At 70.5% G+C, this 26,301-nt stretch carries 22 protein-coding genes and 2 rRNA genes; 15 read left to right on the forward strand and 9 right to left on the reverse strand.

The window, feature by feature from the left end; translation table 11 throughout:
* Positions 1 to 5: 5 nt before the first annotated feature.
* The 3 genes from ACSDG8_RS05320 to tyrS form a co-directional block, all read right to left on the reverse strand.
* Positions 6 to 3,115, reverse strand: a 23S ribosomal RNA gene (locus ACSDG8_RS05320).
* 371 nt (positions 3,116 to 3,486) lie between these two features.
* A 16S ribosomal RNA gene (locus ACSDG8_RS05325) occupies positions 3,487 to 5,001 on the reverse strand.
* Together the 16S and 23S rRNA genes form the textbook arrangement of a ribosomal RNA operon.
* 618 nt (positions 5,002 to 5,619) lie before the next feature.
* Positions 5,620 to 6,909 carry a tyrosine--tRNA ligase gene (tyrS, locus tag ACSDG8_RS05330; protein ID WP_374223566.1) on the reverse strand — a complete coding sequence of 430 codons (1,290 nt, stop codon included), beginning with the start codon at positions 6,907 to 6,909 and terminating at the stop codon, positions 5,620 to 5,622.
* A gap of 101 nt (positions 6,910 to 7,010) precedes the next feature.
* Here tyrS and ACSDG8_RS05335 point away from each other — a divergent pair, with 101 nt between their 5' ends.
* The 4 genes from ACSDG8_RS05335 to ACSDG8_RS05350 all read left to right on the forward strand — a co-directional run bounded on the left by ACSDG8_RS05335 (position 7,011) and on the right by ACSDG8_RS05350 (position 9,373).
* Positions 7,011 to 7,394 carry a PaaI family thioesterase gene (locus tag ACSDG8_RS05335; RefSeq protein ID WP_175438812.1) on the forward strand — a complete coding sequence of 128 codons (384 nt, stop codon included), beginning with the start codon at positions 7,011 to 7,013 and terminating at the stop codon, positions 7,392 to 7,394.
* A 71-nt stretch (positions 7,395 to 7,465) separates the two neighbouring features.
* Complete coding sequence (locus ACSDG8_RS05340; protein WP_210897519.1) at positions 7,466 to 8,692, forward strand: NRAMP family divalent metal transporter; 1,227 nt, start codon at positions 7,466 to 7,468, stop codon at positions 8,690 to 8,692.
* On the forward strand, positions 8,689 to 9,069 hold the full coding sequence (locus ACSDG8_RS05345; RefSeq protein ID WP_210897521.1) for a hypothetical protein: 381 nt from the start codon (positions 8,689 to 8,691) through the stop codon (positions 9,067 to 9,069). Before ACSDG8_RS05340 ends, ACSDG8_RS05345 begins: the two co-directional genes overlap by 4 nt.
* Positions 9,056 to 9,373 (forward strand): PRC-barrel domain containing protein, encoded by a 318-nt coding sequence (locus tag ACSDG8_RS05350; RefSeq protein WP_184684745.1) that lies wholly within the window; start codon positions 9,056 to 9,058, stop codon positions 9,371 to 9,373. The genes ACSDG8_RS05345 and ACSDG8_RS05350 overlap by 14 nt, the downstream gene beginning before the upstream one ends.
* 51 nt (positions 9,374 to 9,424) lie before the next feature.
* Here the strand turns inward: ACSDG8_RS05350 and ACSDG8_RS05355 are convergent, their stop codons facing one another.
* The 3 genes from ACSDG8_RS05355 to ACSDG8_RS05365 form a co-directional block, all read right to left on the reverse strand.
* The gene (locus ACSDG8_RS05355; RefSeq protein ID WP_210897523.1) at positions 9,425 to 10,780 is read right to left on the reverse strand and encodes a hemolysin family protein; all 1,356 of its coding nucleotides are present in this window, start codon (positions 10,778 to 10,780) and stop codon (positions 9,425 to 9,427) included.
* A 144-nt stretch (positions 10,781 to 10,924) separates the two neighbouring features.
* Positions 10,925 to 11,551, reverse strand: a complete 627-nt coding sequence (locus ACSDG8_RS05360) for a hypothetical protein (RefSeq protein ID WP_174537356.1) — start codon at positions 11,549 to 11,551, stop codon at positions 10,925 to 10,927.
* Positions 11,552 to 11,560: 9 nt separating this feature from the next.
* A complete protein-coding gene (locus ACSDG8_RS05365; RefSeq protein WP_210897721.1) occupies positions 11,561 to 12,049 on the reverse strand; it encodes a GNAT family N-acetyltransferase in 489 nt (162 codons plus the stop codon).
* Between the two features lie 145 nt (positions 12,050 to 12,194).
* Here ACSDG8_RS05365 and ppdK point away from each other — a divergent pair, with 145 nt between their 5' ends.
* The 6 genes from ppdK (at position 12,195) to ACSDG8_RS05395 (ending at position 19,911) form a co-directional block, all read left to right on the forward strand.
* Positions 12,195 to 14,855: a pyruvate, phosphate dikinase gene (gene ppdK, locus ACSDG8_RS05370; protein ID WP_210897526.1), complete on the forward strand. Its 2,661-nt coding sequence runs from the start codon at positions 12,195 to 12,197 to the stop codon at positions 14,853 to 14,855.
* A 12-nt stretch (positions 14,856 to 14,867) separates the two neighbouring features.
* Positions 14,868 to 15,326, forward strand: coding sequence for a hypothetical protein (locus ACSDG8_RS05375; protein WP_210897528.1), 459 nt, complete (start codon positions 14,868 to 14,870; stop codon positions 15,324 to 15,326).
* A gap of 160 nt (positions 15,327 to 15,486) precedes the next feature.
* Positions 15,487 to 16,497, forward strand: coding sequence for an alcohol dehydrogenase AdhP (gene adhP / locus ACSDG8_RS05380; RefSeq protein ID WP_210897530.1), 1,011 nt, complete (start codon positions 15,487 to 15,489; stop codon positions 16,495 to 16,497).
* Positions 16,498 to 16,559: 62 nt separating this feature from the next.
* Entirely contained in the window at positions 16,560 to 18,803 is a 2,244-nt protein-coding gene (gene pflB, locus ACSDG8_RS05385) for a formate C-acetyltransferase (protein ID WP_210897533.1), read from the forward strand.
* Positions 18,800 to 19,594, forward strand: coding sequence for a pyruvate formate-lyase-activating protein (gene pflA, locus ACSDG8_RS05390; protein ID WP_210897535.1), 795 nt, complete (start codon positions 18,800 to 18,802; stop codon positions 19,592 to 19,594). Before pflB ends, pflA begins: the two co-directional genes overlap by 4 nt.
* 32 nt (positions 19,595 to 19,626) lie before the next feature.
* A complete protein-coding gene (locus tag ACSDG8_RS05395) occupies positions 19,627 to 19,911 on the forward strand; it encodes a hypothetical protein (protein WP_210897537.1) in 285 nt (94 codons plus the stop codon).
* Here the strand turns inward: ACSDG8_RS05395 and ACSDG8_RS05400 are convergent.
* Complete coding sequence (locus tag ACSDG8_RS05400) at positions 19,908 to 20,378, reverse strand: cyclic nucleotide-binding domain-containing protein (protein WP_116509964.1); 471 nt, start codon at positions 20,376 to 20,378, stop codon at positions 19,908 to 19,910. The genes ACSDG8_RS05395 and ACSDG8_RS05400 overlap by 4 nt on opposite strands.
* 156 nt (positions 20,379 to 20,534) lie before the next feature.
* Between ACSDG8_RS05400 and ACSDG8_RS05405 the strand changes: the two genes are divergently transcribed.
* Together ACSDG8_RS05405 and ACSDG8_RS05410 are read left to right on the forward strand one after the other, a co-directional pair.
* Complete coding sequence (locus tag ACSDG8_RS05405; RefSeq protein ID WP_210897539.1) at positions 20,535 to 21,443, forward strand: universal stress protein; 909 nt, start codon at positions 20,535 to 20,537, stop codon at positions 21,441 to 21,443.
* A 71-nt stretch (positions 21,444 to 21,514) separates the two neighbouring features.
* On the forward strand, positions 21,515 to 22,399 hold the full coding sequence (locus ACSDG8_RS05410) for a universal stress protein (RefSeq protein WP_210897542.1): 885 nt from the start codon (positions 21,515 to 21,517) through the stop codon (positions 22,397 to 22,399).
* 218 nt (positions 22,400 to 22,617) lie between these two features.
* Here ACSDG8_RS05410 and ACSDG8_RS05415 read toward each other — a convergent pair whose 3' ends face one another.
* Positions 22,618 to 23,244, reverse strand: a complete 627-nt coding sequence (locus ACSDG8_RS05415) for a CE1759 family FMN reductase (RefSeq protein WP_210897545.1) — start codon at positions 23,242 to 23,244, stop codon at positions 22,618 to 22,620.
* Positions 23,241 to 24,341, reverse strand: coding sequence for an LLM class flavin-dependent oxidoreductase (locus ACSDG8_RS05420; protein WP_210897547.1), 1,101 nt, complete (start codon positions 24,339 to 24,341; stop codon positions 23,241 to 23,243). The genes ACSDG8_RS05415 and ACSDG8_RS05420 overlap by 4 nt, the downstream gene beginning before the upstream one ends.
* 138 nt (positions 24,342 to 24,479) lie before the next feature.
* Between ACSDG8_RS05420 and ACSDG8_RS05425 the strand changes: the two genes are divergently transcribed.
* The 3 genes from ACSDG8_RS05425 (at position 24,480) to ACSDG8_RS05435 (ending at position 26,114) form a co-directional block, all read left to right on the forward strand.
* Entirely contained in the window at positions 24,480 to 25,118 is a 639-nt protein-coding gene (locus ACSDG8_RS05425) for a DNA-3-methyladenine glycosylase (protein WP_210943161.1), read from the forward strand.
* A gap of 152 nt (positions 25,119 to 25,270) precedes the next feature.
* Entirely contained in the window at positions 25,271 to 25,696 is a 426-nt protein-coding gene (locus ACSDG8_RS05430) for a DNA-binding protein (protein WP_210897550.1), read from the forward strand.
* Between the two features lie 64 nt (positions 25,697 to 25,760).
* Positions 25,761 to 26,114: an MmcQ/YjbR family DNA-binding protein gene (locus tag ACSDG8_RS05435; RefSeq protein ID WP_210897552.1), complete on the forward strand. Its 354-nt coding sequence runs from the start codon at positions 25,761 to 25,763 to the stop codon at positions 26,112 to 26,114.
* Positions 26,115 to 26,301: the final 187 nt, after the last annotated feature.

The following is a 26,301-nucleotide window of genomic DNA, read 5'->3' on the forward strand; positions in this document are numbered from 1 at the left end:
GCTTAGTAGTCAAGTCCTCGGCCTATTAGTACCGGTCAACTGAACCCGTTACCGGGCTTACATTTCCGGCCTATCAACCCAGTCGTCTAGCTGGGGGCCTTACCCCACAAATGTGGGTGGGATACCTCATCTTGAAGCGAGCTTCCCGCTTAGATGCTTTCAGCGGTTATCCCTTCCGAACGTAGCTAACCAGCCGTGCCCCTGGCGGGACAACTGGCACACCAGAGGTTCGTCCGTCCCGGTCCTCTCGTACTAGGGACAGCCCTTCTCAAGTATCCTACGCGCACGGCGGATAGGGACCGAACTGTCTCACGACGTTCTAAACCCAGCTCGCGTACCGCTTTAATGGGCGAACAGCCCAACCCTTGGGACCTGCTACAGCCCCAGGATGCGACGAGCCGACATCGAGGTGCCAAACCATCCCGTCGATATGGACTCTTGGGGAAGATCAGCCTGTTATCCCCGGGGTACCTTTTATCCGTTGAGCGACACCGCTTCCACATGCCAGTGCCGGATCACTAGTCCCGACTTTCGTCCCTGCTCGACCTGTCAGTCTCACAGTCAAGCTCCCTTGTGCACTTGCACTCAACACCTGATTGCCAACCAGGCTGAGGGAACCTTTGGGCGCCTCCGTTACCCTTTAGGAGGCAACCGCCCCAGTTAAACTACCCACCAGACACTGTCCCTGAACCGGATAACGGTCCGAAGTTAGATACCCAAATCAACCAGAGTGGTATTTCAAGATTGCCTCCACCCATACTGGCGTATGGACTTCACCGGCTCCCACCTATCCTACACAAGCTAATTCAGATACCAATGTCAAGCTATAGTAAAGGTCCCGGGGTCTTTCCGTCCTGCCGCGCGTAACGAGCATCTTTACTCGTAATGCAATTTCGCCGGGCCTGTGGTTGAGACAGTGGGGAAGTCGTTACGCCATTCGTGCAGGTCGGAACTTACCCGACAAGGAATTTCGCTACCTTAGGATGGTTATAGTTACCACCGCCGTTTACTGGCGCTTAAGTTCTCCGCTTCGCCCCGAAGAGCTAACAGGTCCCCTTAACGTTCCAGCACCGGGCAGGCGTCAGTCCATATACATCGAATTACTTCTTCGCATGGACCTGTGTTTTTAGTAAACAGTCGCTTCCCCCTGCTCTCTGCGGCCATACAACGCTCCACCCGCGTGGGGCTTCACGTCTCCGGCCCCCCTTCTCCCTAAGTTACGGGGGCAATTTGCCGAGTTCCTTAACCACAGTTCGCCCGATCGCCTCGGTATTCTCTACCTGACCACCTGTGTCGGTTTGGGGTACGGGCCGCTAAGAACTCGCTAGAGGCTTTTCTCGGCAGCATAGGATCACTGACTTCACCTGAATCGGCTCGGCATCACGTCTCAGCCTCCATGTGTCGCGGATTTGCCTACGACACGGCCTACACGCTTACCCCGGCACAACCACCGGCCGGGCTCAGCTACCTTCCTGCGTCACCCCATCGCTTGACTACTACCCGCCAGGTTCCCACGCTCCCCACCATTGGTCCGAAGACCGCCGGCAGTTCGGGTGGTTAGCACAACGAGGTTCGTCAGGGTCGCTCTTTCGCGGGTACGGGAATATCAACCCGTTGTCCATCGACTACGCCTCTCGGCCTCGCCTTAGGTCCCGACTCACCCAGGGCGGATTAGCCTGGCCCTGGAACCCTTGGTCATCCGGCGGAAGGGTTTCTCACCCTTCTTTCGCTACTCATGCCTGCATTCTCACTCGTGCCGCGTCCACAACTGGGTCACCCCGCTGCTTCACCCCCGGCACGACGCTCCCCTACCCATCCACACACCTGCATACCCCATCAAGGAGGCACGAAGTTAAAATGTGAATGCCACAGCTTCGGCGGTGTGCTTGAGCCCCGCTACATTGTCGGCGCGGAACCACTTGACCAGTGAGCTATTACGCACTCTTTAAAGGGTGGCTGCTTCTAAGCCAACCTCCTGGTTGTCTATGCGACCCCACATCCTTTTCCACTTAGCACACGCTTAGGGGCCTTAGCTGGTGATCTGGGCTGTTTCCCTCTCGACTACGAAGCTTATCCCCCGCAGTCTCACTGCCGCGCTCTCACTTACCGGCATTCGGAGTTTGGCTGATTTCGGTAAGCTTGTGGGCCCCCTAGACCATCCAGTGCTCTACCTCCGGCAAGAAACACGCGACGCTGCACCTAAATGCATTTCGGGGAGAACCAGCTATCACGGAGTTTGATTGGCCTTTCACCCCTAACCACAGGTCATCCCCCAACTTTTCAACGTTGGTGGGTTCGGCCCTCCACGCGGTCTTACCCGCGCTTCAGCCTGCCCATGGCTAGATCACTCCGCTTCGGGTCTAGAGCATGCGACTAAAAACGCCCTATTCAGACTCGCTTTCGCTACGGCTCCCCCACACGGGTTAACCTCGCCACATGCCACTAACTCGCAGGCTCATTCTTCAAAAGGCACGCCGTCACCCCGCAAGGCTCCGACGGATTGTAGGCGAACGGTTTCAGGTACTATTTCACTCCCCTCCCGGGGTACTTTTCACCATTCCCTCACGGTACTTGTCCGCTATCGGTCACCAGGAAGTATTTAGGCTTACCAGGTGGTCCTGGCAGATTCACGGCAGATTTCAGGAGTCCGCCGCTACTCGGGAACACCCACAGAAGACCAGCAGCTTTCACCTACCGGACTATCACCGTCTACGGTCAGCCATTCCAGACTGTTCGACTAGCCACTAGCTTTGTAACTCCTCGAATGCGTGTCAGCACACTCAGCAGGGTCCCACAACCCCGACCACGCAACCCCTGACAGGTATCACACGCAGCCGGTTTAGCCTCAATCCGCTTTCGCTCGCCACTACTCACGGAATCACTATTTGTTTTCTCTTCCTACGGGTACTGAGATGTTTCACTTCCCCGCGTTCCCCCCACACACCCTATGTGTTCAGGTGCGGGTGACATCACATGACTGATGCCGGGTTTCCCCATTCGGACACCCTGGGATCACAGCTTGGTTGACAGCTCCCCCAGGCCTATCGCGGCCTCCCACGTCCTTCATCGGCTCCTGGTGCCAAGGCATCCACCGTTCGCCCTTGACAACTTGACCACAAAGATGCTCGCGTCCACTGTGCAATTCTCAACAAACAACCAACCCACAACCCACAGCCCCACACCAACACCCGGCAACCGCCGGCGGTATGCGAGACCAGGCCATGCCTGGCGCCTCACAGACGTTTCCCGTCTGCTCTACGGCTCTGAAAGACAACCACACGGGTTGTTCCTTCAGGACCCAACAGGGTGCTTACATCCTTCACCAGCCGCACCAGGAGTTCGTTCCCACCACCGAAGTGGCTGTACTAGAGGTCTCCTGGCCGTTGCCGGCGCCGAACTTGCCAGTGTCTCCGCCATTGAGCACCCCACCACCACATTCGGGCGGTGCGGGCTCCATACCACCTTTCGGTGGATGGTGCTCCTTAGAAAGGAGGTGATCCAGCCGCACCTTCCGGTACGGCTACCTTGTTACGACTTCGTCCCAATCGCCAGCCCCACCTTCGACGGCTCCCTCCACAAGGGTTGGGCCACCGGCTTCGGGTGTTGCCGACTTTCGTGACGTGACGGGCGGTGTGTACAAGGCCCGGGAACGTATTCACCGCAGCGTTGCTGATCTGCGATTACTAGCGACTCCGACTTCACGGGGTCGAGTTGCAGACCCCGATCCGAACTGAGACCGGCTTTTTGGGATTCGCTCCACCTCACGGTATCGCAGCCCATTGTACCGGCCATTGTAGCATGCGTGAAGCCCTGGACATAAGGGGCATGATGACTTGACGTCATCCCCACCTTCCTCCGAGTTGACCCCGGCAGTCTTCGATGAGTCCCCGCCATAACGCGCTGGCAACATCGAACGAGGGTTGCGCTCGTTGCGGGACTTAACCCAACATCTCACGACACGAGCTGACGACAGCCATGCACCACCTGTGACCGCCCCCGAAGGACCTGCCATCTCTGACAGTTTTGCGGCCATGTCAAACCCAGGTAAGGTTCTTCGCGTTGCATCGAATTAATCCGCATGCTCCGCCGCTTGTGCGGGCCCCCGTCAATTCCTTTGAGTTTTAGCCTTGCGGCCGTACTCCCCAGGCGGGGCGCTTAATGCGTTAGCTGCGGCACAGGGAACCGGAGAGGCCCCCCACACCTAGCGCCCAACGTTTACAGCGTGGACTACCAGGGTATCTAATCCTGTTCGCTCCCCACGCTTTCGCTCCTCAGCGTCAGTATCGGCCCAGAGACCCGCCTTCGCCACCGGTGTTCCTCCTGATATCTGCGCATTTCACCGCTACACCAGGAATTCCAGTCTCCCCTACCGAACTCTAGCCTGCCCGTATCGACCGCAGGCTTGGGGTTGAGCCCCAAGTTTTCACGGTCGACGCGACAAGCCGCCTACGAGCTCTTTACGCCCAATAAATCCGGACAACGCTCGCGCCCTACGTCTTACCGCGGCTGCTGGCACGTAGTTGGCCGGCGCTTCTTCTGCAGGTACCGTCACTTACGCTTCGTCCCTGCTGAAAGAGGTTTACAACCCGAAGGCCGTCATCCCTCACGCGGCGTCGCTGCATCAGGCTTCCGCCCATTGTGCAATATTCCCCACTGCTGCCTCCCGTAGGAGTCTGGGCCGTGTCTCAGTCCCAGTGTGGCCGGTCGCCCTCTCAGGCCGGCTACCCGTCGTCGCCTTGGTAGGCCATCACCCCACCAACAAGCTGATAGGCCGCGAGCCCATCCCAAGCCGAAAAACTTTCCACCAAACACCATGCGGTGCAAGGTCATATTCGGTATTAGCCCCGGTTTCCCGGGGTTATCCCAAAGCCTGGGGCAGGTTGCTCACGTGTTACTCACCCGTTCGCCGCTCGAGTACCCCGAAGGGCCTTTCCGCTCGACTTGCATGTGTTAAGCACGCCGCCAGCGTTCGTCCTGAGCCAGGATCAAACTCTCCAACAAAAACTTGTCGAACAGCAATCAACCTGGCAACAAAAAGTGTTGCCAAAGGAATCCCAACCAGCAACCATCCTCAAAAAGAACAGCCACCAGTCCGGGGTATAAACAAATTGGCACTGGCTTTACAAGCACCCTGTTGAGTTCTCAAAGAACAACCACACACCAACCAGAAACCCCACAACCGCGGAGCCCCCAACCGGGGTATCTCGTTCAACTGCCCGCCGCTCCCGCGCCGGGCACTTTTACTACGTTACCCGGCGGTTTCTGCCGTGTCAAACCGGTGTCAACCAGTTTGTCGTGCATCACCTTTTTGCCGGGCACCCCGATTCACCCGGCTTCCGCCGGACGATTCCGAGGGTTTCAGCAGGACGGCCGTCGCGGTCTCCCGCGTCATCGCCCGTTTCCCTGCCGACTGGCTACCTTACCCGGTCGGTTCCGCCTCACCAAATCCGCCTCCCGGCGAATCCGGGGCACCGCCCGGTTCTCAGGTCCTGCGCTCCGGCCTATCAGGTCTTTCGCCCTGTTTCGTCCGTTCCGCGCTGGCAGAGAGAAAGTTACGCGCCCAGCGGAGTGATCGTCAAATCCGCTGGGCGCGTCCCGCGTCACATCGTCGACAGCGGACTATCCGCCCAGCTCGACACCGGCGAAGGACCGCTTGCCCCGGCGCAGCACCAGGTACCGGCCGTGCAGCAGGTCCGCTTCGGAGACCGTGGCGTCCACCTCGGAGATTCGCGCGTTGTTGACGTACGCGCCGCCCTCGGCGATCACCCGGCGTGCCTCCTTCATGCTCGGCACCAGACCCGACTCCTTGAGCAGGCCGGCGACGTCCGGCAGCGCGTCGAGGCGTACCAGGCCGGCCTCGGTCAGCGCGGCGCGCAGCGTCTCCGGGGCCAGTTCGTCGAGCGAGCCGCGCCCGAACAGCGCCTGGCTGGCCGCCACCGCCTGGGCCGTCTCCCGCTCGCCGTGCACCAGCGTGGTCAGCTCCTCGGCGAGCGCCCGCTGGGCCAGGCGCGCCTGCGGGCGTTCCGCGGTGGCCTTCTCCAGCTCCTCCAGCTCCTCGCGGGAGCGGAAGCTGAAGTAGCGCAGGTAGCGGCTGACGTCGCGGTCGTCGGCGTTGACCCAGAACTGGTAGAACGCGTACGGGCTGGTCATCTGCGGGTCGAGCCAGACCGTGCCGGTCTCGCTCTTGCCGAACTTGGTGCCGTCGGCCTTGGTGACGAGCGGCGTGGTGAACGCCTCCACCGGCCCGGCGCCGCGCCGCCGGATGTAGTCCACTCCCGCGGTGATGTTGCCCCACTGGTCGGAGCCGCCGTACTGGAGCCGGCAGCCGTGCCGGCGGTGCAGCTCGAAGTAGTCGTTGGCCTGCAGGAGCTGGTAGCTGAACTCGGTGTAGCTGATGCCGGTCTCCAGCCGCGCCTTGACCACCTCACGCGCGAGCATCTTGTTCACCGGGAAGTGCTTGCCGACGTCGCGGAGGAACTCCACCACCGACATCTCGCCGGTCCAGTCCAGGTTGTTGACGAGTTGCGCCGCGTTCTCCCCGGAGTACGTGACGAACGGCGAGAGCTGCTCGCGGATGCGCTCCACCCAGCCGGCGATCACCTCGGGCGGGTTCAGCGTGCGCTCGGCGCTCTCCTTCGGGTCGCCGATCTGCCCGGTGGCGCCGCCGACGAGCAGCAGCGGACGGTGCCCGGCCTGCTGCAGCCGACGGGCCATGACGACCTGCATCAGGTTGCCGATGTGCAGGCTCGGCGCGGTGGGGTCGAAGCCCACGTAGAAGGTGGTGCTCCCGCCGTCGAGCAGCTCGCGCAGCTCGTCGAGGCCGGTCGAGTCCTGGATCAGGCCCCGCCACTGCAGGTCGTCGGTCAGGGAGTCCCGCCCCGGCGGGAGGTTGCTGTCGGTCACGGTCACCGATTGTCCCCCATTCCCACCCCCGGCCCGTACCGGGTTTGCCGAGGTGCGGCCGACTAGGCTGGCGGCGCCGTCGAACGCGAGGAGGAACCGCGGTGGACATGCCGAACCTGACCGGTGGCTTCGTGGCCCTGCTGGGCCTGACGTTCGACGAGGTCAGCGGGGACCGGGTGGTGATCCGCTGGAAGGTCCGCCCGGAGCTGCACCAGCCGTACGGGATCCAGCACGGCGGCGTCTACTGCTCGGTGGTGGAGACGGCGGCCAGCATCGGCGGCGCGCTCTGGCTGGGCGACAAGGGCAACGTCGTCGGCGTGTCGAACCAGACCGACTTCCTGCGCGCGGTGCGCGACGGCGAGCTGACCGCTGTCGGCACGCCCGTGCACCGGGGCCGCAGCCAGCAACTCTGGCTCGTGGAGATCACCGACGCCGACGGCCGGCTGGTGGCCCGCGGCCAGGTGCGCCTGCAAAACCTGACCGCCGCCTGACGCATTCGCCCGAAACCGGGCACTGACGCCGATATCGTCGCCTCGGTGAGATCGTCCGCTCCCGACCCGACGTGAGGAAGCTGTTCGCCGCCACGCTCGGCGTGCTGTCGGCCGTCGGCGGCTTCGTCGACATCGGCGACCTGGTGGCGGCCAGTCAGGCCGGCGCGCTGTTCGGCATGGCCCACACCTGGGTGTTGCTGATCGGCGTGGTCGGCATCTGCGCGTACGCGGAAATGGCCGGCCGGATCGCGGCGGTGAGCGGGCGGGCGGTGTTCGACCTGGTCCGGGAGCGCCTCGGGCCACGCGTGGCGCTGCTCAACCTGGTCGCGTCGTGGCTGGTCACGGTGGTCACGCTCGCCGCGGAGCTGGGCGGGGTGGCGCTGGCGCTGCAACTGGCGACCCGGGTGAGCCACCTGTTCTGGGTACCGCTGGCCGCGCTGGCGGTCTGGCTGGTGCTGTGGCGGCTGCGGTTCGAGCTGATGGAGCGGATCTTCGGCCTGGCCGGGCTGGCGCTGCTGGTGTTCGCGGTCGCGCTCGTGGCGCTGCCGACCAACTGGCCGGCGCTCGGGCAGGGCGCGTGGCAGATCAGCACGGCGGGGCACGGCTGGCCGCTGTACTGGTTCGTGGCGGTGGCGCTGTTCGCCTCGACCGTCAGCCCGTACGAGGTGTTCTTCTTCTCCTCCGGCGGCGTCGAGGAACGGTGGAGCGCGGCGGACCTGGCGCGGGCCCGGTCGAACGTGCTGATCGGCTTCCCGGTGGGCGGGTTCCTGGCGTTGTCGCTGGTGGCCGTGGCGACGGTGGCCTACCACCCGTCCGGGGTGTCGCTCAGCACGCTCGACGAGGTGGCGCGGCCGGTGGCCACCGCGCTCGGCGGCGCCGGCCTGGCCACGGCCGTGCTGGCGTTCTTCGCGGTGACGTTCGGCGCGGCGCTGGAGACGGGCCTGTCGGCGGCGTACGCGGCAGCGCAGTACTTCGGCTGGCAGTGGGGCAAGCGGGTGCGCCCCCGGGAGGCGGCCCGGTTCCACAGCGTCCTGCTGGTCGGGTTGCTGCTCGGCGTGGTGATGCTGATGACGACTGTGGACCCGGTGCGGCTGACCGAGTACATGCTGGTGCTGAGCGCCGTGGTGCTGCCGCTGACATACCTGCCGATCCTGGTGGTCGCCAACGACAGGGGGTACCTCGGCGACCGGGTCAACGGGCGGTGGATGAACCTGCTCGGCGCGGTGTTCCTGCTGCTCATCGTCGCGGCCTCGGTGGCCGCGATCCCACTGGCGATCATGACGGGGATGGGGCCATGAGGGTTCAGCTGGCCAAACGGCTGCTCGACCGGCAGATCGTCGACGTGGACGGGCGGCTGGTCGGGCGGGTCGACGACATCGCGTTCGCCGTCGACAACGACGGCTTCCCGTACGTGGACAGCCTGCTCACCGGGCAGGGCGCGCTCGGCGCGCGGATCGGCGGGCGGATCGGCCGGCTGCTGGTGGCGGTGGCCGACCGGTTCACCGACGACCCGCCGGTGCCTCCGCTGCGCATACCGCTGGCCCAGGTCGCCCGCGTGGACAGCGCGGTGCGGCTGCGCTGCCCGGCGGCGGACCTGCCGCCGTCGCCGGTGGAGGCGTGGCTGCGCCGGCACCTGATCGAGCGGATACCGGGGTCCGGCCGTGCGAGCGGGTGAGCTGCTCGGCCGTACCGCGTACGACCTGCACGGCCGGCGGCTCGGCCGGGTGGTGGACGTGGTGGTGCGCGGCGGCTGGCCGCCGGACCGGCTGCGGATCACCGACGTGATCGTCGCCGGGCACTGGTGGACCCGGCTGATCAGCCGCCTGATCGGCCCGGAGCTGCACCCCTCCGGTCCGTGGCTGCTGCGGGTGGTGGCCCGGCTGGTCGGGCGCAGCACCCACCAGGTGCCGGCCGACGCGGTGCAACTGCTCCCGCCGGTGCCCGGCTTCCCGTTCGGCCCGCCGGCCGGACGCCGCTGAGGCGCCGAGCCGGCCGGCGCGGACCGGGGCAGCGCGCGGGCGGACGCCCGCTCAGCGGCGTGCCTCGTCGAGTTCCGGGGCGTCGGCCGGGTCGCCGGCGTCGTCCGCGGTGTCGTCGTCCGGGGCGCCGTCGCGCCGGTCGCGGCGGCGCACGTGCACCTCGGTGATGGCCCGCTGGTCGACGTCGGCGACCGTCAGGTCCCAGCCGTCCACCGTCACCCGCTCCCCCGCCACCGTCGGGATGTGCCCGAGGCAGCTCAGCACCAGCCCGGCGACCGTCGTGTAGTCGCCCGCCGGCCGGTTCGGCAGCTCCACGCCGAGGTCGGTCAGGTCGTGCACCGGGAACGTGCCGGGCAGCACCAGCGTGCCGTCGGGCTCGGTGCGCACGGAGCGCAGGTCCCGGTCGGTCTCGTCGTAGATCTCGCCGACGATCTCCTCCAGGATGTCCTCCAGCGTGACGATCCCGTCGACCGCGCCGCGCTCGTCCACCACGAGCGCGATGTGCTGGCGTTCGGCCTTGAACTGGCGCAGCGCGTCGACCACCGGCAGCGAGTCGGGCAGCAGCATGGGCGGGCGGGCGATCTCGTCGACCGGCCGGTCGTCGGAGACGCCGACCAGGTCACGCAGGTGGATGACGCCGACGGCGTCGTCCAGGCCGCCGTGGCGGACCACCGGCGCCCGGGAGTGGCCGGTCGCCGCCAGGACCAGCCGCGCGGCCTCCGCGGTGGTGCCGCTGTCGAGCGTGAAGACCTGCAACCGGGGTACGAGCACCGCGCGCAACTGCCGGTCCGCGATCTCCACGGCGCCCGCGATGATCGTGCGCTGTTCCTTGGTGAAGCCGTGGTTGCCGGCCACGATGTCGCGCAGCTCGTCCGGGCCGATCTCGTCCGGCTCGGCCTTCGGGTCCAGGCCGAACAGGCGTACCACCAGGTCGGTGGTGGCGCCCAGCAGCCAGACGGCCGGCCGGGTGATGCTGGAGAGCAGGTCCAGCGGGCGGGCCACCAGCAGCGCCCACCGCTCGGCGGACTGCATGGCGATGCGCTTCGGGGCCAGCTCGCCGAAGACCAGCGTGACGAACGTGAGCACCAGCGTCACCGCGACGATGGCGGCGGTCTCGGCGGCGTTGCCGAACGCGCTGAGCAGCGGTACGAGCGGCCGGGCCAGCGAGACCGCGGCGGCGGCGGAGGCGAGGAACCCGGCGAGCGTGATGCCGATCTGGATCGTGGCCAGGAACCGGTTCGGGTCCTTCGCGAGGCGGGCCAGTGTCCGTCCGCCCCGGCCGCTGCGCTCCAGCCGCTGCACCTGGCTGTCCCGCAGGGACACCAGCGCCATCTCGCTGCCGGCGAACGCCGCGTTGAGGATCACCAGCACACCGACCAGGGCCAGCTGGCTCCAGTAGCTCTGCACGACCGGTTATCTCCCTCGACCCGATCCGGGTCGGCCGATGGCCGACTCGCCGGCCGGCAGATCCGGTCGGCGTGGCACCTCTGTGCCCCGCGGGCCCGCCGCTGAATCATGACCGGCCGCCGGTGTCACCCGCCCGGGGCCGGGTCAGGCCGGTACGGGCAGGTCCAGCACGTACGCGCCGCCCTCGGGCCGGAATCCGAGCCGGTGGTAGTAGGGGGCGACCATGCCGGGCGGGCTCACCACCCGGCGGAAGCCCCGGTCGGTGAACAGCCGGCTGCGCCGGTACACGAACTCGCCCGGGGTGAAGTCCCGGAACGGCGGGGTCACGTAGTCCAGGTCGATCTGGGCCACCCCGCCCGGTTCGGCGTGCGAGAGCATCACGCCGACCACCTCGTCGGCGCGTACCACGAGGAACGCCGAACGGTCGTCGGCGTCGGCGTCCCAGCGGAAGCCCGGGTTGAAGCGCGCGATGTCGGCGGCGTGCACGCGCAGCGTGTGGGCCAGGAACGCGTCGCCGGTGCCCACCTCGACCACCTGGTAGGTCTGCTCGTCGTGCCGGGTGGCGAGCAGCTTGCGCAGGTACCAGACGTTGATCACGGTGAGCACCACGTTCAGACCCACCATCGGCCAGACCTGCACGGCGGCGTTGTAGCCGATCAGGATGAGGCAGCCGACCAGGTTGAGCGCGCGCAGCCGCAGGATCCGGGTCTGCAGCAGGGACCAGACCAGCAGCGCGGAGCCGGCCCAGCCGACGAGTTCCAGCCAGTTCACCCGGGGAGACTAGCGGCCTGCCTGGTCAGACCCCTCGGCGGGCAGCTCCAGCACGTACTCCTCGACCTCGGCGCCGCGCGCCGGGGCGTACCCCGAGTCCTCGCCGACCACGACGAAGCCGCACTTGCGCAGCACCGCCAGCGAGGCGGCGTTGTCCTTCGCGGCGCGGGCCCGCAGCGGCCGGTGCGGCACCTCGGTCAGCAGCGCGCGCAGCGCGGCGGTGGCGTGGCCGCGCCCCCAGTGCGCCGAGTCGATCCAGTAGCTGACCTCGGTCTGCTCGCCGACCGGGAACGCGGCCACCCGGCCGATCACCTGGCCGTCGACGGTGACCGCGCGGTTCACGATGCGCGCGTCGGCGCGGATGCGCGCCCAGTGGGTGTCGAACGCGGCCCGGTCCGACGGGTCCGTCGGGCCGAACGCGGCCATCCAGTTGGCCTGCGGATCCTGCTCGTGGGCGAAGAACGCGGGCAGGTCGTCGTCGCGCACCGGACGGAGCATCACCTGGGTCACGGCCGGGACGATACGCGGCCCCTCCGACACTCTCGGGACCTCCGGCCCGGTACGTGTCCCGTCCGGCCCTGCCGCGCCGCCGGCCGGCCCGGTTACCAAGGAGGTGGAACCACGCAGTCGAGGAGGCCGGACCATGTCGAAGTACGTCTACGACTTCATCGAGGGTGACCGCAGCCAGGCCGACCTGCTCGGCGGCAAGGGCGCCAACCTCGCCGAGATGACCCGGCTCGGGTTGCCGGTGCCGCCCGGGTTCACCGTCACCACCGACGCCTGCCGGGCGTACCTGGCCACCGGCGCGCCGCCGGACGGCCTGTACGAGGAGATCAACGCGCATCTGCGGGAGGTCGAGGCGCGGCTGGACCGGTGGCTGGGCGACGCGCGGGACCCGCTGCTGCTGGCGGTCCGCTCCGGCGGGCGGTTCTCGATGCCGGGGATGATGGAGACGATCCTGGACATCGGGCTCAACGACACCACGGTGGCGGGGCTGGCCGCCCGCACCGGCGACGAGCGGTTCGCGTGGGACTCGTACCGGCGGCTGATCCAGATGTTCGGCCGCACCGTGCACGGCATCCCGGCCGACGAGTTCGAGCACGAGCTGGCCGCGCTGCGGGCCACCGCCGGGCCGGGCGGGCCGAGCGCCGGACAGTTGCACGACCTGGTCGAGACGTACAAGAAGATCTTCGCCCGGCACGTCGGGCACGACTTCCCGCAAGCCCCGCACGAGCAGCTGTTCCTGGCCGTCCGCGCGGTGTTCGAGTCCTGGCACTCCGAGCGGGCCCGGATCTACCGGCGTCAGGAGCGCATCCCGGACGACCTGGGCACCGCCGTCAACGTGATGGCGATGGTGTTCGGCAACCTCGGCCCGGATTCCGGCACCGGTGTGGCGTTCACCCGCGACCCGGCCACCGGCGCCCCCGGCGTGTACGGCGACTACCTGAGCGACGCGCAGGGCGAGGACGTGGTGGCGGGCATCCGCAACACCGTGCCGCTGACCGAGCTGGCGAAGCTCGATCCGGCGAGCTTCCACCGGCTGCGGGAGATCATGGCGACGCTGGAGCGGCACTACCGCGACCTGTGCGACGTCGAGTTCACCATCGAACGCGGGAAGCTGTGGATGCTGCAGACCCGGGTCGGCAAGCGGACCGCGGCGGCTGCGTTCGTGATCGCCGCGCAGCTGGCCGAGGAGGGGCTGATCACGGCCGACGAGGCGCTGACCCGGGTCACCGGCGCGCAGCTCGCCCAGCTGATGTTCCCGGCCTTCGACGCCGCCGGCGCGCCCGAGCCGCTCGCCGTCGGCGTCGGCGCCTCCCCCGGCGCGGCGGTCGGACGGGTGGTGTTCGACTCGGCCGCCGCGGCGGCGTCCACCGACCCGGTCATCCTGGTCCGGCCGGAGACCAACCCGGACGACCTGCCCGGCATGATCTCCGCGGTCGGGGTGCTCACCTCGCGCGGCGGGAAGACCTCGCACGCCGCGGTGGTGGCCCGGGGCATGGGCCGGACCTGCGTGTGCGGCGCCGAGGCGCTGACCATCGACGTGGAGCGCGGCGAGTTCACAGTGGGCGAGCACGTGGTGCGCGCCGGCGAGGTGATCTCCATCGACGGCACCAGCGGGCGGATCTGGCTCGGCGAGGTGCCGGTGCAGCCGTCCCCGGTGGCCCGGTACCTGACCGGTGAGCTGCGGCCGGAGGCCGACCCGCTGGTCGCCGCCGTGCACCGGCTGCTCGGGCACGCCGACGCGGTGCGCACGCTCGGCGTGCACGCCAACGCCGACACGCCCGACGACGCACGGCGGGCCCGTGAGCTGGGCGCCGCCGGGATCGGGCTGTGCCGCACCGAGCACATGTTCCTCGGCGAGCGCCGGGAGCTGGTCGAGCGGCTGATCCTGGCCGACGGTCCGGCCGAGGTGGGCGCGGCGCTGGACGCGTTGCTGCCGTTGCAGCGGGCCGACTTCCTCGGGCTGCTCACCGCGATGGACGGGCTGCCGGTCACCGTCCGGCTGCTCGACCCGCCGCTGCACGAGTTCCTGCCTCCCCTGGCCGAGCTGACCGCCCAGGTGGCGGGCGCGCAGGCGCGCGGCGAGGAGCCGGGCCACGACGGCGTGCTGCTCGCGGCGGTGCGCCGGATGCACGAGACGAACCCGATGCTCGGGCTGCGCGGCGTACGGCTCGGGCTGGTGGTGCCGGGCCTGTTCGCGATGCAGGTGCGAGCGCTGGCCGAGGCGGCCGCGCAGCGGGTCCGGGCCGGCGGCGACCCGCGCCCGGAGATCATGGTGCCGCTGGTCGGGGACGTGCGGGAACTCGCCGCGGTGGCGGACGAGGCACAGCGGGTGCTGGCCGGGGTCCCGGGCGCGCCGGAGATCCCGATCGGCACGATGATCGAGACGCCCCGGGCGGCGCTGACCGCCGGGGAGATCGCCGCCGAGGCGCGCTTCTTCTCCTTCGGCACCAACGACCTGACGCAGATGACCTGGGCGTTCTCCCGCGACGACGTGGAGGGGGCGTTCTTCTCCACGTACCTGGAACGGGGGATCTTCCCGGTGTCGCCGTTCGAGAGCATCGACGCCACCGGGGTGGGCCGGCTGGTCCGCCTCGCCGTCGCCGAGGGCCGGGCGGCCCGGCCGGACCTGACCGTCGGGGTGTGCGGTGAGCACGGCGGCGACCCGGACTCGATCGGGTTCTTCGCCGCGGCCGGGCTCGACTACGTCTCCTGCTCGCCGTACCGCGTGCCGGTGGCGCGGCTGGCCGCCGGCCGGGCCGCTGTCGAGGCCCGCACCGAGAAGTCCGACTCCCGCTAGGAGGGCAGCGTCATGACCGCCATCTTCAACCCGACCGGCCCGGCGGTCGCGCCGGTCCCCCGCCCGGCACCGCCGCAGGCCGCGCCACCGCCGGCCGCGGCGCCCGCCCCCGCCCCGGCCGGGCCGGTGGGCCCGGTGCTGGAGCTGCCCGGGGACGCCGCGCTGGTGCCGGTGAACCGCGACGGCCGCCCGGTCGGCGTGTTCGTCGCGGCCGGCGGCCGGGTCCGCTACCGGCGCGTGGTCGAACCCGACCAGCTCGTCGCGGCCGCCACCGGCGCGTTCGCGGTGGCCGCGCTCACCGCAGCGGTGGCGGTGTGGTCGCGGCGCCGCCCGCCGTCGGTGGGCACCGTCACCATGGGGCCGGGCGGCTGGGTCAGCCTGCGCGGCCTGCCGGCGCCCCGGCTGCGCCCGGACGACCGGCCCTGGTGGGCGCGCATCCTGCGGGCCCGCCGCCTGGTCGTCGATCGCTGACCGCCCCCGGGGTACGGCCGCCGGTACGTCACCGGCGGCCGTACCGTCGTTCCCGCCCCGAAGGGGCCGTTGGTCCCGGGTCACGGCGGTCCTGCGCCCCTGCCCGCTCGCGCCCGGCTGGACGACGCTGAAGGGGAGAACGAGACAGAGGAGGCTCCCCATGCGCGCGAGTGTCGTCACCGCGTTCGACCGCCCGATGGAAATCATCGAGCGTCCCGTGCCGGAGGCCGGCCCGGGCGAGATCCTGGTCCGTATCGAAGCCAGCGGACTGTGCCACACCGACATCCACGCCGCCCGCGGCGAGTGGCCCGTGAAGCCCACCCCGCCGTTCGTGCCCGGTCACGAGGGCGTCGGAGTGATCGAGAAGGTCGGCCCCGGCGTCACCGAGCACGCCGTCGGCGACCGGGTCGCGCTGCCCTGGCTCGGCTGGGCCTGCGGCACCTGCTCCTACTGCGTGACCGGCTGGGAGACGCTGTGCGAGTCGCAGCGCAACACCGGCTACAGCATCGACGGCGCGCACGCCGAGTACGCCGTCGCATCGGCCCGCTACGCGGTCCGCGTGCCCGACGACGTGGACCCGTTCGAGGCCGCGCCGCTGACCTGCGCGGGCGTCACCACGTACAAGGCCGTCAAGGTCGCCGGGGTACGGCCCGGCGAGCGGGTCGCGATCTTCGGCATCGGCGGCCTGGGCCACCTCGCCCAGCAGTACGCGCAGATCTTCGGCGCCGAGACGGTCGCGGTCGACGTGACCGCCGAGAAGCTGGAGCTGGCCACGTCGCTGGGCGCGACGCACACCGTCGACGCCGCCACCACCGACCCGGTCGAGCGGATCACCGCCCTGGGCGGCGTGGACGTGGCGATCGTGCTGGCCGCCAGCCCTCGGGTGATCGAGCAGGCCCACCGCTCGCTGCGCCGCGGCGGCCGGCTGGTGCTGGTGTCGCTGCCCGCCGAGAACGCGATCAGCCTGCCCGTCTTCGAGACGGTGCTCAAGGGCATCACGGTGCTCGGCTCGATCGTCGGCACCCGCGCCGACCTGGCCGAGGTGTTCGCGCTGCACGCCGCCGGCCGCACCCGGGTCGTCTACGAGACCCGCAAGCTGGACGAGATCAACGACGCGGTGGACGACGTCCTCGCCGGCCGGGTCGCCGCCCGGCTCGTGCTCCAGCCCTGACCCCCGCCCCGGTCCCCGCACCCCGCGGGGACCGGCCCGCCGACGTCCGGAGAGGGACCGACATGATCGTCACCGAAGCCCTGGCCCCCTGGCGCGGGTTCCACGCCGGAGCGTGGCAGGAGACAGTCGACGTGGCCGACTTCGTCCGCCACAACCACGAGCCGTACACCGGGGACGCGTCGTTCCTCACCGGGCCGACGCCGCGCACCCTCGCGGTGTGGGACCGGCTGCGGGAAATGTTCCCGGAGGAGCGGCGCCGCGGCGTGTACGACGTCGACGCGGCCACCCCGTCCACGATCACCTCGCACGCGCCCGGCTACATCGACCGGGAGCGGGAGCTGATCGTCGGGTTGCAGACCGACGCGCCGCTGCGGCGGGCGATCATGCCGGCCGGCGGGCTGCGGATGGTGGAGACCGCGCTGCGCGCGTACGGGCGCGAACCGGACCCGCGCGTGCACGAGATCTTCACCCGGTACCGCCGCACGCACAACGACGCGGTCTTCGACGCGTACCCGGAGGACGTGCTGGCCGCGCGCCGCTCGCACGTCATCACCGGGCTGCCCGACGCGTACGGGCGCGGGCGGATCATCGGCGACTACCGCCGGGTCGCGCTGTACGGCGTGGACCGGCTGATCGAGGAGCGCCGGACGCTCAAGGCGGCGCTGGACGGCCGGCGCAGCACCGACGACGTGATCCGCGACCGGGAGGAACTGGCCGAGCAGATCCGCGCGCTCGGCGAGCTGAAGGAGATGGCCGCCGCGTACGGCTTCGACGTCTCCCGCCCGGCCGCCACCGGCGCGCAGGCGATCCAGTGGCTCTACTTCGCCTACCTGGCCGCCACGAAGGAGCAGAACGGCGCCGCGATGTCGCTCGGGCGCACCGCCGGGTTCGTCGACGCCTACCTGCGGCGGGACATCGCCGAGGGGCGACTGGACGAGAGCGGCGCGCAGGAGCTGATCGACGACTTCGTGATCAAGCTGCGGATCATCCGCTTCCTGCGCACCCCCGAGTACGACCAGCTGTTCTCCGGCGACCCGACCTGGGTCACCGAGTCGCTCGGCGGGATGGGCGCGGACGGCCGTCCGCTGGTCACCCGCACCACGTTCCGCTACCTGCAGACGCTGTACAACCTCGGCCCGGCGCCGGAGCCGAACCTGACGGTGCTCTGGTCGCCGCGCCTGCCCGAGGGGTTCAAGCGGTTCTGCGCCCAGGTGTCGCTGGACACCAGCGCCATCCAGTACGAGAACGACGAGCTGATCCGCCCCGCGTACGACGACGACACCGCGATCGCCTGCTGCGTGTCGGCCATGCGGGTCGGCCGGGACATGCAGTTCTTCGGCGCACGGGCGAACCTCGCGAAGGCGCTGCTGTACGCGATCAACGGCGGCCGGGACGAGCTGTCCGGCGCGCAGGTCGCCCCGGCGGCCGCGCCGGTCGGCGGTGAGACGCTCGACTACGACGAGGTGCTGGCCGCGTACGACCGGACGCTGGACTGGCTCGCCGAGACGTACGTGGACGCGCTGAACGTGATCCACCACCAGCACGACCGGTACGCCTACGAGCGGCTGGAGATGGCGCTGCACGACCACCCGGTGCGCCGGTTCATGGCCACCGGCATCGCCGGCCTGTCGGTCGCCGTGGACAGTCTGTCGGCCATCCGGTACGGCCGGGTCAAGGTGCTGCGCGACGAGTCCGGGCTGGCGGTCGACTACGCGGTCGAGGGCGAGTTCCCGACGTACGGCAACGACGACGACCGGGCCGACGAGATCGCGGTGTGGCTGGTCGAGACGTTCGCGGAGAAGCTGCGCCGCCAGCGCACGTACCGCGACGCGGAGCTGACCATGTCGGTGCTCACCATCACCTCGAACGTGGTGTACGGCAAGCACACCGGCAACACGCCGGACGGCCGGCGCGCCGGTGAGCCGTTCGCGCCCGGGGCGAACCCGATGAACGGCCGGGACACGCACGGCCTGGTCGCCTCGGCGCTGTCGGTGGCGAAGCTGCCGTACGACGCGGCCCGCGACGGCATCTCGCTGACCGGCACCGTCACGCCGGACGGCCTGGGCCACACCCGCGACGAGCGGATCGCGAACCTGGCCGGGGTGCTCGACGGCTACACCGACGCCGGCGGGTTCCACCTCAACGTCAACGTGCTGGACCGGGCCACGCTGCTGGATGCGATGGCGCACCCGGAGCGGTACCCGCAGCTCACCGTCCGGGTCTCCGGGTACGCGGTGAACTTCGTGCGGCTCACGCCGGAGCAGCAGCGCGACGTGGTGTCGCGGACCTTCCACGGGTCGCTGTGACCAGCCGCCCGCCCGCGCCGCCGCAGGTCACTGCGGCGGCGCCGGGCCGCGCCGCGGAGGCCGTCACCGGCGCGGTGCACTCGTGGGACACGTCGGTCGGGGTGGACGGGCCGGGCACCCGGTTCGTGGTCTTCCTGGCCGGCTGCCCGCTGCGTTGCCGCTACTGCCACAGCCCGGACACCTGGTACGGCCGCAGCGGCCGCCGCCGCACCGTGGACGAGATGGTCACCCTGGCCACCCGGTACCGCCGGTTCATCCAGGTCGCGGGCGGCGGCGTCACCGTGAGCGGCGGGGAGCCGCTGCTGCAGCCGGCGTTCACCGGCGAGCTGCTGCGCCGCTGCCACGACCTCGGCCTGCACACCGCGCTGGACACCTCCGGTTTCCTCGGCGTGCGCGCCGACGACGCGCTGCTGGACGCCACCGACCTGGTGCTGCTCGACGTCAAGGCGGGCAACCCGCAGACGTACCGCCGGGTCACCGGCACCGGCCGGCTCGCGCCGACGCTGCGGTTCGCGCAACGGCTGGCCGACCGGGGTACGCCGATCTGGATCCGGTACGTGCTGGTGCCCGGCCTGACCGACGCGGTCGACGAGGTGGAGCGGGTGGCCGACGTCGCCGCCGGGCTGGCGACGGTGCAGCGCGTCGAGGTGCTGCCGTTCCACCGCCTCGGCGCGCACAAGTACGCCGAGCTGGGGCTGACCTTCCCGCTGGCGGACACCGAGCCGCCTGACGCCGACCTGCTGGCCCGGGTACGCGGCCAGTTCACCGCGCGCGGCCTCACCGTCACCTGACCGGCCTGCGGTCGCGCAACTAGGATCGGGACATGCCGAATCTGCTTCCGACCGCACGTATCCGCGCCCTGGGCGCGACCGGCGCGCAGGCCACCGGGGCACGAGCCGTCGGCGCGCAGGCCACCGGCGCGGGCGCGACCGGCGCGCGGGCGCTCGGCGCCACTGCTGTCGGCGCGATCGCCTTCGGCGCGTTCGCGCTCGGCGCCGTGGCGGTGGGCTCGCTCGTGATCGGCCGGCTCGCCGTGCGCCGCGCGGTGATCCGCGAGCTGCGCATCGGCCGGCTCGAGGTGGACGAGCTGGTCGTCCGCGACCGCTAGCTCGCCGCCGCCGTCGGGTAGCCGTACAGGTCGAGCAACCGCACCCGGGACGCCTGGAGGCGGTCCACCACCACGCTCATGAACCGGGTGGTGAGCTGGCGGCCGAGCGTGTCGTCGGACTCCATCAGCCGGCGTACCCCGTCGGCGTCGAGCTCGACGGCGGTGCTGCGCTGGGTGGCGACCGCGCCGAACTGCCAGCGGTACGGCGGGAACAGCCAGGACCAGCCGAGCACCCCGCCCGGGCCGATCGTCTCGATGCCCACGTCGCCGCGGCCCGGAACCGGGAAGTCCAGCGCGACCTGGCCGCCGCGGACCAGCCAGAAGCGGTCGGCCGGCTGGCCGGAGCGGAACAGGCGGTGCCCGGGGTGCCAGACCACCGGGCGCGCGTAGCCGGTGAGCCGGGGCAGCCACTCGTCGGGCAGCCCGGCCAGGAACGGATGGACGCGGAGCATCTCCAGCGGGGTCATCGCGCCTCCAGGATCGGCGGAGGGTGCAGTGGTTCCATTCCACCTCGCGATCGGCCCGGCCGGTAGGGGCCGATGGTCCCGGTCAGGGCGGGCGGATCGCCTCTGCCCAGGTGGAAGCGGCCGGCGCAGGCTGAGGGTGAACCGAAGGAGGACGTGATGACCGACAGGACCGGTGCCCCCGTCGTGGTGGGCGTGGACGGTTCCCCGTCCGCGCTGGACGCGGTACGGCTGGCCGCACGCGAGGCGGTGCTGCGGCACCGGCCGCTGCGGGTGGTGAACGCCTTCCTGTGGCCGCTGGTCGGCACGCCGCTGGGCATGGTCGCCCCGGTGCTGCCCGACATCGAGCTGCGCCAGGAGGCCGAGAAGCTGGTCGAGGAGGCGGTGGACGAGGCCCGCAAGGTCGACGCCGAGCTGGCGGTGACCGGCGCGGTGGTCGACGGCGGGCCGGTGGCGGTGCTGCTGCGGGAGAGCCGCGACGCCGCGCTGCTCGTGCTGGGCCACCGTGGCCTGGGCGGCTTCGCCGAACTCCTGGTCGGCTCGGCGGCGGTGCAGCTCTCCGCCCGCGCGGACTGCCCGGTGCTCGTCGCCCGGGGCGAGGCCCGTGCCGACGGCCCGGTGGTGGTCGGCGTGGACGGCTCGGCGTTGTCGGACGAGGCGGTCGGCTTCGCGTTCGCCGAGGCCGCGGCGCGCGGCGCCGAGCTGGTCGTGGTGCACACCTGGCTCTACCCGCAGCCGGTCAGCTACCGCGAGGCGTTCGGCGACGTCCTGCCGCTGGCGTACGACCCGCAGGAGCTGCGCGCCGACGAGCAGCGGGTGCTGGCCGAGGCGATCGCCGGCTGGACCGAGCGCTACCCGGAGGTCACGGTACGGCCGAAGCTGGTCGCCGCCGCCACGCCCGCCCGGGTGCTGGTCGAGGAGTCCGTCGGGGCGCAGCTGACGGTGGTCGGCGCGCACGGGCGGGGTAGCCTCGGCTCGCTGCTGCTCGGCTCGGTCAGCCACGCCGTGCTGCACCACTGCCACAGCCCGCTGGCCGTCGTCCGGCACCGCGGGGGCCGGGACCGCTGACCCCGGTTCGGCGGTCCCGGCGGCGCCGGGACCGCCACAATGGCCTGAGCCGACCGGAGGGAACAGACCTGATGAACCGACCCGTCGTGGTGGGAGTGGACGGATCACCGTCCAGCCTGGCCGCCGCCGACCTGGCCGCCGCGACCGCCGTGGCGCGTTCCCGGCCGCTGCTGCTGGTGCACGGCTACCTGCACCCGCTCGGCTACGGCGTGCCGCTCAACCCGTACGACCTGGGGGTGCCGGCGCCCACCGCGGAGTCGGAGAAGATGCTGGAGTCGGTCGCCGCCGACCTGGCCGAGCGGCACCCGGGCCTGCGCGTGCAGGTGCGCCAGGTCGCCGGCGGTCCGGGCGCGACGATGGTCGAGGAGTCCCGCCGCGCCGAGCTGGTGGTGGTGGGCAGCCGGGGCGTGGGCGGCTTCGCCGGCCTGCTGCTGGGCTCGGTCAGCGGGCAGCTCGCGCAGCACGGGCACTGCCCGGTGCTGATCGTCCGCCCGGAGGAGCAGCCGATCCCGGTGGACGGGCCGGTGCTGGTCGGCGTGGACGGCTCCGACTCGGCCGCGTACGCGATCGAGCTGGCCGCCGACGAGGCCGAGCGGCGCGACGCGGAGCTGGTGCTGATGCACGTCCGGTCGCCGGAACGCGGCGCGGTGGCGCCCGAGGTCGCGGCGGAGGCGTCCACCGCCGAGCGGGCCGAGGCTGCCGGGCTGCTGGCCGAGGCCGCGGACCGGGTCCGGGCGGCGCACCCGGGCCTGCGGGTGACGGAGCGGTCCGTCACCGCCGCCTCGCCGGAGACCGCGCTGCGGGAGGCCAGCGGCGAGGCGTCACTCGTGGTGGTCGGCTCCCGGGGCCGCGGCGGCTTCGCCGGGCTGCTGCTCGGCTCGGTCAGCCAGGCCATGGTGCAGCACTCCCACTGCCCGGTGCTCGTCGCCCACCGGCCCGAGCCGGCCGACGACTGACGCGCCGCGCGCTGGTTGCCCCGCCCCGCTCCGGTCCGCCGAGCCCTCCCGGCCCGGCCCGGCCCGGCCCGGCCCGGCCCGGCCCGGCCCGAGGGATGTCTTCCAAGCGATATGACTGAGAGGCATATTTATGCCTCTCAGTCATATCAAGTTTCCGGCGTGGTTCCCCGGCGACGACCACGCCCGGTAGAGGTCGGTCCGCGCCGGCCCGGTCAGCGTCAGGACGGGTCGCGGCCGGCGAGCAGGTCGGCGAAGTCGGTGGTCAGCGCGAACGGGTCGGCCGGGCCGGTCGCGGGCGGCCGGCGGCCCACCTGCTCGGCCAGCTCGGCGGCGGCTCGGCGGATCCGGGACCGCAACGCGCTGTCACCGTCGTCGCCGGCCCAGTCCTCCGGCGCGGCGAACACCGCCGTGGGCAGTGTCGCCGCCCGCAGGTACGTGAACATCGGCCGGACCGCGTGCTCCAGCGCGAGAGAGTGCCGGGCGGTGCCGCCGGTCGCCCCGATCAGCACCGGCTTGCCCGCGAGCGTGTCCCGGTCGATCACGTCGAAGAACGACTTGAACAGCCCGTTGTAGGACGCGTTGAAGATCGGCGTCACCGCGATCAGCGCGTCGGCGGCCGCCACGGCGTCGAGCGTCTGCCGCAGCGCGGCCGGCGCGAAGCCGGTGAGCAGGTGGTTCACCACGTCGTGGGCGTGCTCGCGCAGCTCCACGGTGCGCAGCTCGACTGTCGCGCCGCGCCCGCCCAGCTCGTCGCGGGCGGCCGCGGCGAGCTGGTCGGCGAGCAGGCGGGTGGACGACGGCTGGGCGAGCCCGGCCGAGACGACAGCCAGGGTACGGCGGGTCATCGCTGCTCCCCGTCGGCCGGCGCGGCGTCACGGGCGGCAAGCAGGCTGGCGTGGGTGGGCGCCTCGGGCACGTGCGCGGGACGCATCGAGTCGAACTCCTTGCGCAGCACCGGGACCACCTCCTCGCCCAGCAGGTCGAGCTGCTCCAGCACCGTCTTCAGCGGCAGGCCGGCGTGGTCGATCAGGAAGAGCTGCCGCTGGTAGTCGCCGACGTACTCGCGGAAGCCCAGCGTGCGGTCGATGACCTGCTGCGGGCTGCCCACGGTCAGCGGCGTCTCGCGGGTGAACTCCTCCATCGACGGGCCGTGCCCGTAGACCGGGGCGTTGTCGAAGTAGGGGCGGAACTCGCGTACCGCGTCCTGGGAGTTGCGGCGCATGAAGACCTGCCCGCCGAGGCCGACGATGGCCTGGTCGGGCGAGCCGTGGCCGTAGTGCGCGAACCGCTGCCGGTAGAGGCCGACCATCCGCTGGGTGTGCCTCTTGGGCCAGAAGATGTGGTTGGCGAAGAAGCCGTCGCCGTAGTACGCGGCCTGTTCGGCGATCTCCGGGCTGCGGATCGAGCCGTGCCAGACGAACGGCGGCACGCCGTCGAGCGGGCGCGGGGTCGAGGTGAACGCCTGCAACGGCGTACGGAAGCGGCCCTTCCAGTCGACGACGTCCTCGCGCCACAGCCGGCGCAGCAGGTCGTAGTTCTCGATGGCCAGCGGGATGCCGTTGCGGATGTCCTGGCCGAACCACGGGTAGACGGGCCCGGTGTTGCCGCGTCCCATCATCAGGTCCACCCGGCCGTCGGCGAGGTGCTGGAGCATCGCGTAGTCCTCGGCGATCTTCACCGGGTCGTTGGTGGTGATCAGCGTGGTCGAGGTCGACAGCAGCAGCCGTTCGGTGCGCGCGGCGATCCAGCCGAGCATGGTGGTCGGCGACGACGGCACGAACGGCGGGTTGTGGTGCTCGCCGGTGGCGAAGACGTCCAGGCCGACCTCCTCGGCCTTGAGCGCGATGGCGGTCATGGCCTTGATCCGCTCACGCTCGGACGGCAGCCGCCCGTTTGTCGGGTCGAGGGTGACGTCACCGACGGTGAAGACTCCGAACTGCATGACCAGCTCCTCGCGTGGGGTCCGGACCGGTCGGCCCGGGATCGCTCCTCACAACATATTTGACGAGTCAACTATTCCGGTGCCTGCCCGACCCGCCGTGGCCCGGATCACCGCCACCCACCGACTACCCTTGCCGCGATGACGTACCCCTGGCTCTCCGCGCCCGCCGCGCAGATCGCGGACACCGCCCGGACGCTGCTCGGCTGGACCGTGTCGGCCGGCGGCGTCACCGTCCGCCTGACCGAGGTCGAAGCGTACGCGGGCACCGGCGAGGACCCGGCGTCGCACGCCCACCGCGGGCCGACGCCGCGCAACCAGGTCATGTTCGGGCCCGCCGGGCACGTGTACGTGTACTTCGTGTTCGGCATGCACTGGTGCGCGAACATCGTCTGCGGGCGGGACGGCGAGGCGGCGGCGGTGCTGCTGCGCGCGGGCGAGGTCGTCGACGGCATCGAGACCGCCCGCGAGCGCCGGCCACGCGCCGCCGACCGGGAGCTGGCTCGCGGGCCGGCCCGGCTGGTCACCGCGCTCGGGATCGGGCGGGACGCAAACGGCACCTCGGCGATCGACGGCAGCGGCCCGCTGCTGCTGACGCCACCCGGGAGCCCGGTCGACCCGGCGCGCATCCTCGCCGGGCCGCGTGTCGGGGTCGCCGCCGCGCACGACCTGCCGTGGCGGTTCTGGCTGGCGGACGAGCCGAGCGTGAGCGTCTACCGGCGGCACACCCCGCGTCGCCGGCCCGCTCCGGCCGCCCCCGTGCGGAATTCACCGGCCTGAATCGGCCGTCCGGCAACCCGGACCACCCCGTCGCGCGTCTGCGGTGCATGACGCGTCGTTTTCTCACCACGTTCCGAGGGCGTGCCGTCTTGCACGAATGAATTTCAACAGGGTGTTGACAACAAGCCATTCTTCGATGTGGGATGGACGTCATGGTCACCGTGGACAACGACCCGTTCACCGCTCCGGATGCTGCCCAGGCCCGGGCGCACCGCAACTACGCGGCGCTGCTGCGCATCGCCGAGCGGCACGCCGGCACGAACTCCCGCCGCCGTCGCTACGCCCACCCCGACGTGCCCGACGCCTACGAGGCGGCCACGCTGGTGATGGCGCTCGCCGGAGGCGCCGGGCTGGACGAGGGCGAGGAGCCTGTCGACCAGGCCGACCTGATGGCCGCGCTGACGCTCATCCCGCACGTGCGCTCCGAGGTGGACGCGCTGGAGGCCGGGCTGCTGCATGTGGCCCGCGGGCGGGGCATGACCTGGCAGGCGATCGCCTTCGGGCTGGGGCTGGGCAGCGCCCAGGCGGCCCGGCAGCGCTACGAGCGGCTCACCGTCCGCACCGGCACCGGCGACTGACCGGCGCGGCGAACTGTCACAGCTACGGGCCAGACTGTGCCGGACGAGGGCACGGGAGGACGCGATGACGCGCGAGGAGATGCTGGCCTACTGCCTGGCCAAGCCGGGCGCCTGGCTCGACCGGCCGTGGGAGGGCGACGAGGTGGTGAAGGTGGGCAGCCGCATCTTCGCGTTCCTCGGCTCGCCCGAGGGTGAAGCCCGGCTCGGGGTGAAGTGCGGGCCGTCGCGGGAGGTGGCCGACGAGTGGCTGCACCGGTTCCCGACCGACGCGCGCCCCTCCCCCTACATCGGCCGATCCGGCTGGAACACGCTGCGGCTCTCCGGCGGCATCCCGGACGACGAGCTGATCGAGGCGGTCGACGGGTCGTACGACGCGGTGGTGGCGAAGCTGCCGAAACGCGAGCGGCCCACAGGCTGACCGGAGAACGAGGTCGTGCGGCAGATCCGGGCAAGCGCCGGAGCCGCCGCAAGCGGTCGGAGTCCGAAGTCCGAGACGTTCAGCCCGACGCCGGCAAGTGGGATCCGCGTTCCACATAGCAGGACTCTTGTAGATCTTGGAAGCTTGAGGCCCCTATAGGGGCCTTTTCGTACCAAGATCTCGGCGC

Origin of the sequence: Micromonospora sp. LA-10, from assembly GCF_051853095.1 — a bacterium.
Classification (GTDB): Bacteria; Actinomycetota; Actinomycetes; order Mycobacteriales; family Micromonosporaceae; genus Micromonospora; species Micromonospora echinospora_A.

Excerpts from the sequence above, each read along its gene's own strand:
- ACSDG8_RS05335 (WP_175438812.1), top strand. The coding sequence starts at position 7,011 with ATGCCGAACCTGACCGGTGGCTTCGTGGCCCTGCTGGGCCTGACGTTC.
- ACSDG8_RS05345 (WP_210897521.1), top strand. The coding sequence starts at position 8,689 with ATGAGGGTTCAGCTGGCCAAACGGCTGCTCGACCGGCAGATCGTCGAC.
- ACSDG8_RS05365 (WP_210897721.1), bottom strand. The coding sequence starts at position 12,049 with ATGCTCCGTCCGGTGCGCGACGACGACCTGCCCGCGTTCTTCGCCCAC.
- ppdK (WP_210897526.1), top strand. The coding sequence starts at position 12,195 with ATGTCGAAGTACGTCTACGACTTCATCGAGGGTGACCGCAGCCAGGCC.
- ACSDG8_RS05375 (WP_210897528.1), top strand. The coding sequence starts at position 14,868 with ATGACCGCCATCTTCAACCCGACCGGCCCGGCGGTCGCGCCGGTCCCC.
- adhP (WP_210897530.1), top strand. The coding sequence starts at position 15,487 with ATGCGCGCGAGTGTCGTCACCGCGTTCGACCGCCCGATGGAAATCATC.
- pflB (WP_210897533.1), top strand. The coding sequence starts at position 16,560 with ATGATCGTCACCGAAGCCCTGGCCCCCTGGCGCGGGTTCCACGCCGGA.
- ACSDG8_RS05395 (WP_210897537.1), top strand. The coding sequence starts at position 19,627 with ATGCCGAATCTGCTTCCGACCGCACGTATCCGCGCCCTGGGCGCGACC.
- ACSDG8_RS05400 (WP_116509964.1), bottom strand. The coding sequence starts at position 20,378 with ATGACCCCGCTGGAGATGCTCCGCGTCCATCCGTTCCTGGCCGGGCTG.
- ACSDG8_RS05405 (WP_210897539.1), top strand. The coding sequence starts at position 20,535 with ATGACCGACAGGACCGGTGCCCCCGTCGTGGTGGGCGTGGACGGTTCC.
- ACSDG8_RS05410 (WP_210897542.1), top strand. The coding sequence starts at position 21,515 with ATGAACCGACCCGTCGTGGTGGGAGTGGACGGATCACCGTCCAGCCTG.
- ACSDG8_RS05415 (WP_210897545.1), bottom strand. The coding sequence starts at position 23,244 with ATGACCCGCCGTACCCTGGCTGTCGTCTCGGCCGGGCTCGCCCAGCCG.
- ACSDG8_RS05420 (WP_210897547.1), bottom strand. The coding sequence starts at position 24,341 with ATGCAGTTCGGAGTCTTCACCGTCGGTGACGTCACCCTCGACCCGACA.
- ACSDG8_RS05425 (WP_210943161.1), top strand. The coding sequence starts at position 24,480 with ATGACGTACCCCTGGCTCTCCGCGCCCGCCGCGCAGATCGCGGACACC.
- ACSDG8_RS05430 (WP_210897550.1), top strand. The coding sequence starts at position 25,271 with ATGGTCACCGTGGACAACGACCCGTTCACCGCTCCGGATGCTGCCCAG.
- ACSDG8_RS05435 (WP_210897552.1), top strand. The coding sequence starts at position 25,761 with ATGACGCGCGAGGAGATGCTGGCCTACTGCCTGGCCAAGCCGGGCGCC.